General features: G+C 45.6%; 11 protein-coding genes. 9 read left to right on the forward strand and 2 right to left on the reverse strand.

What is annotated here, in order from left to right; genetic code table 11:
- The first annotated feature begins 31 nt into the window (after positions 1-31).
- From MKHDV_RS14255 to MKHDV_RS14270, 4 genes are all read left to right on the forward strand, one after another.
- Positions 32-868 carry an LpxI family protein gene (locus MKHDV_RS14255; RefSeq protein ID WP_160716438.1) on the forward strand — a complete coding sequence of 279 codons (837 nt, stop codon included), beginning with the start codon at positions 32-34 and terminating at the stop codon, positions 866-868.
- 164 nt (positions 869-1,032) lie between these two features.
- Positions 1,033-1,836: a hydroxyethylthiazole kinase gene (gene thiM / locus MKHDV_RS14260; RefSeq protein WP_160716440.1), complete on the forward strand. Its 804-nt coding sequence runs from the start codon at positions 1,033-1,035 to the stop codon at positions 1,834-1,836.
- A complete protein-coding gene (thiE, locus tag MKHDV_RS14265) occupies positions 1,836-2,465 on the forward strand; it encodes a thiamine phosphate synthase (RefSeq protein WP_160716442.1) in 630 nt (209 codons plus the stop codon). Before thiM ends, thiE begins: the two co-directional genes overlap by 1 nt.
- Before the next feature lie 46 nt (positions 2,466-2,511).
- On the forward strand, positions 2,512-2,826 hold the full coding sequence (locus MKHDV_RS14270; protein WP_160716444.1) for a NifB/NifX family molybdenum-iron cluster-binding protein: 315 nt from the start codon (positions 2,512-2,514) through the stop codon (positions 2,824-2,826).
- 118 nt (positions 2,827-2,944) lie between these two features.
- Here the strand turns inward: MKHDV_RS14270 and MKHDV_RS14275 are convergent, their stop codons facing one another.
- Together MKHDV_RS14275 and MKHDV_RS14280 are read right to left on the reverse strand one after the other, a co-directional pair.
- Positions 2,945-4,807: a sigma-54-dependent Fis family transcriptional regulator gene (locus MKHDV_RS14275; protein WP_160716446.1), complete on the reverse strand. Its 1,863-nt coding sequence runs from the start codon at positions 4,805-4,807 to the stop codon at positions 2,945-2,947.
- Positions 4,808-5,094: 287 nt separating this feature from the next.
- A complete protein-coding gene (locus MKHDV_RS14280) occupies positions 5,095-6,234 on the reverse strand; it encodes an aminotransferase class I/II-fold pyridoxal phosphate-dependent enzyme (RefSeq protein WP_160716448.1) in 1,140 nt (379 codons plus the stop codon).
- 201 nt (positions 6,235-6,435) lie between these two features.
- Between MKHDV_RS14280 and MKHDV_RS14285 the strand changes: the two genes are divergently transcribed.
- The 5 genes from MKHDV_RS14285 (at position 6,436) to MKHDV_RS14305 (ending at position 12,710) form a co-directional block, all read left to right on the forward strand.
- Entirely contained in the window at positions 6,436-7,869 is a 1,434-nt protein-coding gene (locus MKHDV_RS14285) for a sigma-54 dependent transcriptional regulator (protein WP_160716450.1), read from the forward strand.
- Between the two features lie 167 nt (positions 7,870-8,036).
- Positions 8,037-9,968, forward strand: a complete 1,932-nt coding sequence (locus MKHDV_RS14290) for an aconitate hydratase (protein WP_160716452.1) — start codon at positions 8,037-8,039, stop codon at positions 9,966-9,968.
- Between the two features lie 41 nt (positions 9,969-10,009).
- Positions 10,010-11,896, forward strand: coding sequence for a peptidylprolyl isomerase (locus MKHDV_RS14295; RefSeq protein WP_160716454.1), 1,887 nt, complete (start codon positions 10,010-10,012; stop codon positions 11,894-11,896).
- A 128-nt stretch (positions 11,897-12,024) separates the two neighbouring features.
- Entirely contained in the window at positions 12,025-12,273 is a 249-nt protein-coding gene (locus MKHDV_RS14300; protein ID WP_160716456.1) for a DUF2188 domain-containing protein, read from the forward strand.
- A gap of 227 nt (positions 12,274-12,500) precedes the next feature.
- Entirely contained in the window at positions 12,501-12,710 is a 210-nt protein-coding gene (locus MKHDV_RS14305) for a hypothetical protein (RefSeq protein WP_160716458.1), read from the forward strand.
- Positions 12,711-12,745: the final 35 nt, after the last annotated feature.

A 12,745-nucleotide genomic window follows, 5' to 3' on the forward strand; every position in this document is an offset into this window, starting at 1 on the left:
TTCTTTTTTTAAGTCTATGGAGCAAATAGATATGGCAGCATTACAAGAGCGAATTGGGATAATTGCAGGCGCAGGACAGTTTCCTGAGCTGGTAGCCCAAGGTGCCCGCGAGGAAGGTCTCTCTGTTATTATGTGTGGCTTTGTCGGTCATACAGACCCGGCAATAGAGAGCGAGGCTGATGTCTTTGAGATGCTCCATCTGGGTGCTCTTTCCAAGCTGATACAATTTTTTAAAACAAATGGTGTCACCCGCGTATGTTTCGCAGGGGCAATTAATAAGCCCAAAGCGTTGGATATTCGTCCTGATTTACGCGCAGCAAAAGTTTTGTTCAAAATTCGATCTAAAGGCGATGACGTTCTTTTGCGCGGTGTGTTGGATGAATTGGAATCTGACGGACTGCACATCGTTCAGGCTGCTGAACTTGTGCCCAATTTGCGTGGTCCTGCCGGTGTACTTACTAAGAAAAAGCTGACAGACAAGCAGCGTGAAACTCTTGCATACGGTATCCCTATGGGTGAACAGATCGGAAGCATGGACATTGGTCAATGCATTGTTGTGCGTGAGCAGATGGTCATTGCTGTAGAATGCTTAGAGGGTACAGATGCAACCATCAAGCGTGGTGCTGAGCTTGGCGGAAAGGGCTGTGTAGCAATCAAACTGTTGAAACCAAAGCAGGATGAACGCATTGATTTGCCTGCGTTAGGTTTAAATACAGTTCAGAATTTGGTGGATGGCGGGTATAGTTGCCTTGCTTTCTATGCAAATAAAACTCTATTTTTTGATAGAAAAGAGGCTATTGCACTGGCGAATAAGCATGAAATTGCCATCGTGGGTGTAGATGAGGACATTATTAATAGTCTTAAGTAAAAAGTCTACTTTTTCAGTTCCTTGACGGAACGAGCAGTATACAGTGTCATTTTGATGGAGTATAGTGGTTGTTCCGTTTTTTATTTGCAATATAGTAGCTTACGAGTAAACTATTTACTATTCTAATAGTTGAGACACGCAACGTCATTATAGGAAGGTGCACTATGTTTTCACTTAATACTGTTTGGGACAATGTAGATAAAGTGCGTGGCAGTGGGCCTGTTGTGCATAGTATTACAAACTATGTTGTCATGAATTCAACCGCGAATGCTCTCTTAAGTGCTGGCGCCTCTCCAATCATGGCTCATGCTAAAGAAGAATTGGAAGAGCTGATAACTATTTCAGGCTCTCTCGTAGTTAATATAGGCACATTAAGTGGTACTTGGATCGAAAGCATGCGGCTAGGTGCATCTATTGCTGCCGCAAACTATAAACCCGTTGTGCTCGATCCCGTTGGTGCAGGAGCTTCACTATTGCGTACAGAAACTGCCATCTCTTTGTTAGAAGAGGGTGGTATTTCTCTGGTTCGTGGAAACGCTTCAGAAATTATGGCACTTGCCGGAACAGGAGCTTCAACTCGTGGTGTCGATTCTTGTAATGATTCCAGTGAGGCAGAAGTCAGTGCTGTCGCATTAGCGAAAAAATATAGATGTACGGTTGCTGTCTCCGGTTGCATAGATGTTGTGACGGACGGTAAGACAGTTTATAATATTAAAGGCGGAAGCGAATACATGCCACTTGTTACAGGTATGGGTTGTATTGCTACCGCAATTTGTGGCGCACACCTTGCGATCTGCGAAGATAGTTTTGCCGCAGCCATTTCCGGTATGGGATGTATGGCGGCAGCAGGTGGGCTTGCTGAGGTAGCATCGAACGGACCTGGAACATTTGCTGTCCAGTTTATAGATGCTCTTCATAATGTGACTGAAAACGACATAAACAGACTTGTCGAAGTGAGGGTTGTGTAATGAGACAGGGTGCAGATTTCTCACTTTATCTGGTAACAGATAGTAGCCGTTGTACAATGATGCCGCTTGAAGAAACCGTGGCTGCTGCGGTGCGTGGTGGTGTAACTATGGTTCAGCTACGTGAAAAGACATTGGAAACAAGAAAATTTGTTGAGTGCGCGCGTCAACTTCGTGCCTTATTGGCTCCGCTTGAAATTCCGCTTATTATTAATGACCGCGTGGATATTGCACTTGCTGTACGTGCAGATGGTATTCATGTGGGACAAACTGATATGCGTGTGCAGGATGTACGTGCATTAATTGGTGGGGATGCCATTGTGGGTATCACTGTAGAGACGCCTGAACAGATTGAAGAAGCAAATGCTCTTGATATCGACTATATTGGTATTTCACCTGTTTTTTCTACACCATCAATCCCGCGCGATGTTAAGCCGTGGCAAATTCCCGGTGTTAGAAAAGCTCGTAGCCTGACTACTCTTCCAATTGTTGGATTTGAAGGAATTACTACTGCAAATGCGGCACAGGTTATTGCTGCCGGTGCAGATGGGGTTGCCGTTGTATCTGCAATTTGTGGTGCGTTATCGCCAAAAGATGCAGCTGAGGAATTACGCAAGGCAGCTTTTGTATAGACAACGTGGTAGTTCGTGAAACTACCCACAGTTCTGTGAGGGGTATATGAAGATTGCTGTGGCAGCGAAGAAAAGAAACGATATTTACGTTGTAGAACCAGTATTTGGTCGTGCCGATATGTTTGTTCTGGTTGAGCAGGAAAATGATGCGCGCGTTGTTCAAGCTAACCCTTATAGGGATGACCCTGAAGCAGCAGGGCGCAAAGTCGCTCAGTGGCTTATAAAAGAAGGCGTGAGCACGGTCTTATGTGGAGATGTAGGAGCTAAAACCCGTCTTTACTTGAGCGAGGGTGGCGTGTTTTCCGGTATCGGATATGATGGTACCGTGGATGAAGCATTAGAGAGATATTTCGCTTCGTAAGATTGAGTGAATTTTTTTCTGATCGTAAATTGTGCATAAAAGCGACGCATCGTAAAGACGATGAGTCGCTTTTTTCTTGTATTTTTTACGAGTTAAGTATTTTGGCAAACAATGCTTTCTATTTTTTTTCGATGCCTAGCTTTTGCATACGTGAGCGGAGTGTTGTCGGTTTGATGCCCAGTAACTCTGCTGCGCCTCCGCTGCCTTGTACTCGCCAGTTTGTGGCTTCCAGTGCCTGCTGAATGTTTTCGCGTTGCATGGCCATCCATTCTATTTCGGTAATAACATCCTGTGGACGTGGGGCAGATGCTGGCGGTGTTGCTGGACTGTGGTCGGACGAATAGGCGTGCACGTTCATTTCAATCGGCGGTGTTGCGTAGCTGTTGTCCTGAATATAAAATTCCATACTGCCACTATGAGACATGATCACTGCACGTTCCACAACGTTTTGCAATTCCCTTACGTTCCCCGGCCAGTTGTAGCCTTGAAGTTTCTCAACGTGATGTGGCTTCAAGCGAGGGGCAGTGATGTTCATGCGATTTGCCGCGAGGTTGATAAAGTGACGGGCAAGCAGCGGAATGTCGTTACGACGTTCGCGAAGCGGTGGTACGTTGACCGGAAATACAGATAGCCGGAAATATAGATCCTGTCGGAAACGGCCTGAGGCAACTTCTCTAGTTAGATCTTTGTTTGTAGCGGCGATGATGCGTACATTAACTTTTTTGGAGCGTTCGTCACCAACAGGTTCAAATGTGCCTTCCTGCAATACCCGAAGAAGTTTCCCCTGAAGTTCTAACGGAATTTCTCCGACTTCATCAAGAAAGAGTGTTCCGCCGTCTGCTAGCTGAAAGCGGCCAACTCTATCACGGATTGCGCCGGTAAAAGAGCCTTTCACGTGGCCAAAAAATTCACTTTCGAATAGCTCATGCGGGATTGCGGAACAGTTCACTCGTACAAAAGCATTTTGACTGCGTGTTGAACGATTGTGGATCGCTCCTGCCAACAATTCCTTACCGGTGCCGGATTCGCCAAGTAGAAGTACGCTTGCATCGGTAGGTGATACAACGCCGATTTGCTCCATGACGTGAGCAAGAGAGTCAGAATCACCAATCAGATTATCGTCGAGGTGTTTTTCCTGAACAGCACGGCGAAGAAGTTCGTTTTCTAGCTCAAGTTCACCGCGAAGCTTTTGAATTTCTCCAAAGGCGACTGCGTTAACTAAAGCGCGGGCAACGGTATCCGCAAAAATTTTGTGCATTTTCTGATGCATGGAATGCAGCTGGGCGAAAGGGCCAACCATTGGGCGATCGTAGAATGTAGAAAGAATACCAAGAAATTCGTCGTTATACATGACGGGGAATGATGAGTAGGCTTGGTATCCTTCTTTTATAGCCCATGACGGACGGTTCCAGTCTTCAGGGGATGAGCCTATAGATGGTATCCCTTTTTGACATGAAGCAAAGATGGGTTCTGTAATTGGCGCCAGATCGAATGTGCCCAACGCGTGATTCCATCCGGACGGCGTTGTTTCTTTAATGCCGGAAAACGCAACAAGCTTAAGCATTGTGTCCGCAGAGGGGTGAGGCGTTACAATGTCCGCCATTTTTTGTGTCGGTCGTAGCCAGAAAGCTCCCATTGTTACGTGGGTACCTTTGTAGCCAGTGCTTGCTCGTTCAATAATTTTGGACGGGTCACGCTCATGCGCAACAGAGAGCATCAAATCCAGAAAGGGGGTGATGTCCAGAGAGTTGAGCTTTGTTTGGAGTCTGTTGTAGCTTTGAGGTCGTATTTTATGCGGCTCCGGTTGTACATCCGGAGTTGAAGGCAGGGGGAAAGAGTCCTGCTTTGCATCTTCAGGCAGTGGAAAATCGCTGATGGTTACATCGCGACCTGAGAACGTAGTGCTAAAAAATCTTTCGGTGGATTTTTTTGTACTTTGCGCTTTTGCTTCGTCCTCTAATTTGTTGCTTGATGGTGGCATTATTTCCCCTCGCTCCATTATTTCGTTACGAAAAATCGTAATCAACGAAATTTCGTAACGCACCCGTCACATAGCGTCAACTGAAAAGTGTTGGTATTCGCTCCGTTGCTGTGAACACTGTTTTTGGCACAGGATGTGCTACTAGAAAAGCAAAAGAACGGTAACACCGCTCTTTTCGGTGTCAACTCCGTGTGGTCCCTCGCTTCACGGAAATGATTCAGTCGCTTCATTTTTGACAAAAGCCCAGTGTTCCCCTCACTGGGCTTTTGTCGTTCTAAATGCTTTTTTTAACGGGTCGATACGTTGAGAGAAGCAGCCCAGTCATGCAACGCTGTAATAAGCGTTTCCCATTCTTCAGGTGTTTTAACCTGCATACGAATAAAGCCCCTTTCTGTTCCTGGAATATTGTCGCAAAGACGAACGAGAATGCTTTTTGTGAGTAAGAATTCGTAGAACTGTGCTCCATGTTCTGGATTCTTCAGCTTGCAGAATAGAAAGTTCACTCCGGAAAAAATGCAATCTTCAGCAAAGACGTTTGTTGAACGTACTTCTTCTGTGAACATTGCCCGATATGTTCGCATTTGCGGAAGACGGCTCCGGTAGCGTTCGATGTTTAGTAGAAAATTTAGGCCGGATTTCTGCGCAGAAGCCGTTACTGTCCAAGGCATTTTACCTTGTTTGAGTTTGCTCACTGTATCAGGATCGCTCAAGGCATAGCCAAGACGAACGCCTGTGCAGTAGAAAAATTTTGTAAAGCTGTGCATGGTGATGATGCTTGTGTTCTGGTTGCACCATTCTCTGTATTGAGTTGTGCGTGTGGCATCATATTCAGGTGTACCATGCATGAATTCTCGATATGTCGAGTCTATCAACATATAAGGGCTCTGAATTGCCTGAATAATCTCCCGCATATTGGGATACGTAATGGTGGCGGGATTGTTGGGTGAGCAAAGTACGACGAGGTCGTATTTTTCTGAATTTGCAAAATCTGCTGAGTTCGGTACAAAACAAGTACCAGACGAGCAGGTGAGTAAATCGTATTCTTCAGCAAAAACAGAGCACGCTTTAGCGTATTCTGAAAACATGGGGCCGACGAGCAATACTCGTTTAGGTCTTATTTGCTGAAAAGTAAGAAAAATTGTTTCGGTTGAACCGTGGCCTACAACAATTTCTTGTTGTGAAACGGATTCATGCGCTGCAATTGCGGCTGCGAGTTCAGACGACCATGTGTCCGGATAATGATTATAGTCACTGTATGCACCCTGCATATTGGAGAAAAGAATTTCTTCTGTTATGTCACGACACAGGGAATTGGCATTGCTTGAGAAATCTGCAATGTCGTTAAGCGCAGTGCCTGTTTCCCGAGCAATCCGAAACACTTCACCGCCATGAGCGCCTTGTTGTTTGTGTGTTGTGGTATCTGTCATGATAGTAAAAAGTCTCCATATCTACGTAGTGCCTGTTGCATGCATTGTAGCAAGTGGATGCGGGTATACGTGAAGTGCGTTTCTTTTAAAAGAGGGAGCATGAGACTACCAGTATAACAACACTTTGCTAATCAGATAAATTTGTGGCAGAGTTGGTCGCTCTTTAACTTCTGTTTTTTTGATGTCACCATAGAGGATTGCATGTCATCAAGACGTATACTTTTTCTTGCACCGGCTACTTCGATTACTCGTATTTTCCCCCAGCTTAAAGACGCAGGTTTTGAAGTAGGGCTTGCGGAGAATTATAAAGGCGCTCTCGCATTTATTGCGAAGTCTCGTCCTGATGTAATTTTTTCCCGTCCTTCCCTATCCGGTTATTCTGTGGAAGAACTGCTAACAGCCGCCGAGGCGGACGCAGGCTTCCCATCTATTGTTGTGTTTTCTGATAAAGGAAACGCCAGCGAAGCTGAAAAATTTCTTCAAATGGGTGCACACGACTACTGGCTTGAACCGTTACTATTTGAAAAAATATGTGCGGCAATACCTGAACAAGGTAAAAAGCCAAAAGCTGTTCCACCAACATCCACCCTTGGTGGAAATAAAACTGCCATTCCGGTAACAGAGAAAGGGCCGACTATCATCGGTTCGAACCGCGCTATGCAGCGAGTACTGGCTCTTGCGCGGCAGGTTGCACCATCAAAAGCAACTGTGTTAATCTCTGGTGCCTCTGGTACTGGTAAAGAAATGTTCTCCCGTTATCTTCATGCGTATTCTGACCGTGGAGATAATCCTTTTATTGCAGTGAACTGCGCTGCATTGCCGGAACACTTGCTAGAAAGCGAGCTTTTCGGGCATGAAAAGGGTTCATTTACTGGTGCGATTTCACGAAAACTCGGCAGATTTGAATTAGCGCATACCGGCACAATTCTTCTTGATGAGATTTCGGAAATGGACTTGGCGCTACAGGCAAAACTTTTGCGTGTTCTTCAGGAAGGCGAGCTTGACCGCGTTGGTGGTACTGAGACGATTAAAGTTAACGTCAGGGTACTTGCAACAACAAACCGTAATCTTGAAGAGTGGGTTAAAGAAGGGCAGTTCCGTCAGGATTTATATTTCCGGTTAAATGTTATTCCGCTAAAACTTCCTTCTCTTGCAGAGCGTGGGGATGATGTTCTTGAACTCGCACATTTCTTTATTGATATGTACACAAAAGAATATTCGCTTCCGCCTGCTCAAGTTTCTGCTGAAGCGATATCATGGCTAAGCGCATACGATTGGCCAGGTAACGTTCGTGAACTGCAGAATCTTATGGAACGTGCTGTATTACTTGCTGGTGGCAACGTTATTGAACCTTGTCATTTTTTACTCGATCCGGATAACTGGCCGCTCTTCGAAGAAGAGGGAGCAGATGAGTGTACTACTTTAAGTGCATCTTCCGAATCAGGTAACGGCAATTGCAGCAACTTTAGCGGTAGCGTTATTCCAATTCATGAAATGGAACGCATACTTATTTTGAAGGGCTTGGAGCAGACATCGGGCAACCGTACGCAGGCAGCTGATCTGCTGGGGATTTCTGTTCGAACCTTACGAAACAAGCTGAATGAGTACCGTAGTCAGGGAATGGAAATTCCTTAGACGAGAGCACACACTCAACGTACTGACAGGGGATGGATTCGTTGTTCTTCGCAGATATCAGTGTATTCACGCCGACAACTTGGCGTGATGCGGCATATCGAATGTGACCAACAATATTGTTTGAACTATGAGTAGACAACTACTCGGAGCGAAAAGAGGAACAAGGGATGCCACAGAACGTAACTAAAAAGATAATTTCCGGACATCTGATCTCCGGAACTATGAGCGCAGGCAGCGAAATAGAGCTGCGTATTGATCAGACTCTTACACAGGATGCCACAGGTACTATGGCATGCTTGCAGTTTGAAGCTTTGGGTGTAGACCGTGTAAAGACAGACTTGTCTGTAAGCTACGTTGATCACAATACACTACAGATGGGATTCAGAAACCCAGACGATCACCGCTATCTTAAAACGGTTGCAGAAAAGTACGGCATTGTGTTTTCACCTGCCGGTACCGGTATCTGTCACCAGCTTCATCTTGAAAATTTTGGTAAACCGGGTGCAACTCTGGTTGGTTCCGACAGTCATACTCCTACAGCTGGTGGATTAGGTTCCCTTGCTATGGGCGCAGGCGGCTTATCCGTTGCTTTGGCAATGGCTGGCGAACCGTACACCATTACCATGCCGCAGGTTGTTCGTGTCTATTTAGAAGGCGAACTCACCGGCTGGGCATCTGCTAAAGATGTTATCTTGCACCTGTTAGGCAAGCTGACCGTTAAAGGCGGCGTTGGCAAAGTTTTCGAATTTGCCGGCCCCGGTGTAGCTTCCCTTTCCGTACCTGAGCGTGCTGTTATCACCAATATGGGGGCAGAGCTCGGCGCTACAACATCAATTTTCCCGAGTGATGAAAATACCCGCGAATTTATGAGCAGCATGGGACGTCTGGAAGACTGGACAGAACTTGTTGCTGATGAAGGCGCAGAGTATGACGAAGAAGTTCGTATTATATTGAATGACCTTGAACCGCTTGCTGCGAAACCGCACATGCCGGATCAAGTTGTTACTGTTGCCAGCCTTGCCGGCTTGAAAGTTAATCAGGTTGCTATTGGTTCCTGTACAAACTCTTCCTATGCAGACCTTGCCTCTGTGGCAAACTTGTTTGCAGGTAAGCACGTTAAGTACGAAACGGATACTCTGATTAGCCCCGGTTCCAAGCAGGTGCTTAAAATGCTCACCCGTGAGGGCTTGCTCGAGAATATTATCGATTCTGGTGCTCGTCTTTTAGAGTGTTCATGTGGCCCTTGTATCGGAATGGGTGGTTCTCCTGTTTCTGAAGGTGTGTCTGTACGTACCTTTAATAGAAATTTTGAAGGACGTTCCGGCACCAGAGATGCACAGGTCTACCTTGTGAGCCCGTTGACTGCAGCTATGGCTGCATTACATGGTGAGTTCACAGACCCTGCAGGCTGGGGTGATGCTCCGAAAATTCCTGAGTTGCCAAAGACTGTACCGTCTATTCGGGACCAGTTTATTTTCCCACCGGAAGATGGATCGGATGTTGAAATTGTGCGCGGGCCGAACATTGTGCCGCTTGAACAATTCGCTTCTGTTGACGCTGACATTGATGCCAATGTACTCATCGTCGCCGGGGATAATATTACCACTGACCATATCATGCCTGCTGGTGCTGTTATCACAGCTCTACGTTCTAATGTACCAGCGATCAGTGAGCATGTATTTGAGCGAATGGATGCATCATTTGCTACTCGCGCCAAAAGCACCTCAAACGGTGTAATTGTCGCTGGTGAAAACTATGGTCAGGGTTCTTCAAGAGAACATGCAGCACTTGCACCGCGCCATTTGGGTGTTCGTGCTGTCGTGGCAAAATCTTTTGCACGTATTCATCGCGCAAACCTTGTTAACTTTGGTATTCTTCCGTTTATTCTGGTAGATAAAGAAGCATACGCAGAGTTTGCGCAGGAACAAAATATTGCAGTACCGGCACTTGCACTTGCAGCTGGCGAGTCTGTCGATCTCATTTTGTCTTCCGGAACACGTGTAACTGTTACAAATGATTTGACGCAAAAAGAACTGGATATAATTAGAGCAGGGGGTCTGCTCAATTACGTCCGTTTCTCTAAAAGTCGTGAAGCCTAAGCGTGGGCTTTACCATATCCTCATATAAAAGGATGTAATGTATGTTGGATTCCATTCGGCAAAATTCCCAATCCTGGGGTGTTAAACTTGCCTTTGCTCTCATAGTTGTAGTTTTTGTGTTTTGGGGCGTAGGCTCCATGAACGGCCCTTCAAACTCTTCTGTGTTAGCTACTGTAAATGATACTGCTATCATGATGCCTGAGTTCAGAAGAGCATATGAACTTCAGATGAGTGCCATTAAAGCACGTTTTCCTGGTATTGACGAAGCTCAGTTCAAACAGCTGAGAATTGGTCAGCAGGTATTGCAGGGACTTATTTCCCGCACTCTCCTGCTTCAGGAAGCAGAACGTCTTGGCATGACTGTGACTCCTGTTGAATTAAAAACAGAAATTGCATCTATTCCTTTGTTCCAGAATGCTCAGGGTGAGTTTGATCCTGAAGTGTACAAGCAGATGCTTGCTGCACAGGGAATGTCTGCCGGTAGCTTTGAGCGTCAGTTCAAAGAAGATCTTTTAACCCAAAAAGTTCGTGAGAACGCTGTGATTTCTGCAAGCGTTTCTGACGAAGAAGCTCGCGAAGCATTCGTATACGCCAGCGAAAAACGTTCTATGGATTACATCATGTACTCCGCAATTGATTTCTTTAAGAAAGCAACTGTAACGGACGAAGAAATCAAGGCGTTTTACGAGACCAACATTGGTCGTTACGCAGTGCCTGCTCAGGTAACAATCAAGTTCCTTGCTATTACCCCGCAGGGTCTTGCAGGTTCCGTAGTTGTTGATGAAGCGGCTGCAGAAGCTTACTACGCTGATAATCAGAGTGCTTTCCGTACAAAAGAACAAGCTGACGCGAGTCATATTCTTGTGAAACTTAACGAAAATGCATCTGACGAAGAAGTAGCTGCTGCAACTAAAAAAATAGAAAAAGTGCTTAAGCTTGCCCGTGGTGGTAAAGACTTCGGTAAGCTTGCAGAAAAATACTCTGAAGGTCCTTCCGCCCCTACTGGTGGCGCACTTGGTAACTTCAGCCGCGGTCAGATGGTTAAACCATTTGAAGACGCAGTATTCGCTATGAAAGATGGCGAAATTTCTGAGCCTATCCGCACTCGCTTTGGTCTACACATCATTAAGGTAAACAAGCTTGAAAAAGCTCGTATTCCTGCATTTGAAGAAGTTAAAGGTCAGATCATGACCAAACTTGCTGAAGATGAGGCTGCAGACAAAGTGTCAGCTACTCTTGATACAGTGATGGAACAGATGCTCTCCGGTAAGTCTCTTGAAGACATTGCTAAAGAACAGAACCTCACCGTAGCAACTTCTCCTGAATTCTCACGAGATCAGGCTGCTGTTGCAGTGGGTATTACTAAGGAAGCAGCTGAAGAGTTGTTCTCCGTTCCTTCCGGTACAACTGTAGATACTCCACTTGAAGCAAACGACGGCTACATTATAGCTCGAGTTGAAAGCTCCAAGCCGGAATCAAGCATGCCGCTTGAACAGGTTTCTGCATCCATTAAAGAACAGCTCGTTGCAGATAAATCTGTAGAGCTTGCATTTGATGCTGCCAAAGCTGCTTCTACAAAAGTACTTGCTGGCGATATTGAAGGTCAGCCGAAAGTACAGACTACTCCGCTTGTTGAACGTAAGGGCTTTATCCCTGGCGTTGGAGCTGCGGAAGATGTTGTGAAAGCAGTATTTGAAGCTGATGGCAAAAAATGGATGGGTCCTTACAAAACGGCTGCTGGCGCAGTATTTGTTCGCTTGAATACCGTTGATAAGCCATCCGAAGAAGTTTGGTTGGCTGCAAAACCTGAAGTGGAGAAAACTCTTCTTCAGCGTAAAAAGCAGCAGATGGAACAGAGCTTTGTAAAATCTCTCGCTGATAAGTCTGAGATTGTTATCAAGAACAACGAAATTCTTGATAACCTGTAGCTCTTACTCGCTATCCCAAAAATTAAAGCCCCTCATCCGAGGGGCTTTTTTTGTGTTCTAATTCCAAACTGGAAGTGTTGGGTGCTCGTGTGCTACAATAAAAGCAACTGTAGCAAAAAGGAGCAGATATGAAGCGAACAACGTATTTTGTCCGCTCATGTGGCGGCAAGTGGAAAGTGAAGAAGGAGGGGGCAGAAAAAGAGTATTGCGTGTGCGAAACGAAAGAGGAAGGGGTTCGTGCTGCTAGGAAACTTGCGGCTGATTCATCACCGGCGCAAATTATTATCGAAAAAGAAGATGGTACTTTTCAGCAGGAATGGACGCACAAGGATTGTTCCGTTTTGTTTGAAAACAAAGGACGAATCAGCAATAAGTAGTGGATGAATAAAAGAACGCGCACTGTGATACTCTACATATTGGCAGTACAGGTGTATGAAGTCTGCAAGTGATATTATAAAGGTAAAAGCATCAATAAGAGGTATGGTGGCAACAGGCTCAGATCCATATCGAGTGAGGAAGCAAGGTGCGTTATCTAGCTTGTGTTGCAGATAATCTTACTGACTGTTGGTGTTGTCAGAACAACGCTAAGTATGAGGAGAGATCCATGGTTACATATCACGTTCATACAAAGAAAATGGCTAGCGGAGATCATGAAGTTCATGTGGAAGGATGTGTATGGTGTCCTCCGAAAAAGCAGTTATGTCCTGTGGGTAAATTTGAATGTTCAGAAAAAGCTATGAAGTCTGCAAAGAAAATATATCCAGAGGCAAATGGCTGCCACCTCTGCATGCCAAAGCATTATCATCTGCCGTAAAATTTTAAAGCTCCCCTTGCTTATTGTCTGCATGG

Origin of the sequence: Halodesulfovibrio sp. MK-HDV, from assembly GCF_009914765.1 — a bacterium.
In the GTDB taxonomy this organism is placed as follows: domain Bacteria; phylum Desulfobacterota; class Desulfovibrionia; order Desulfovibrionales; family Desulfovibrionaceae; genus Halodesulfovibrio.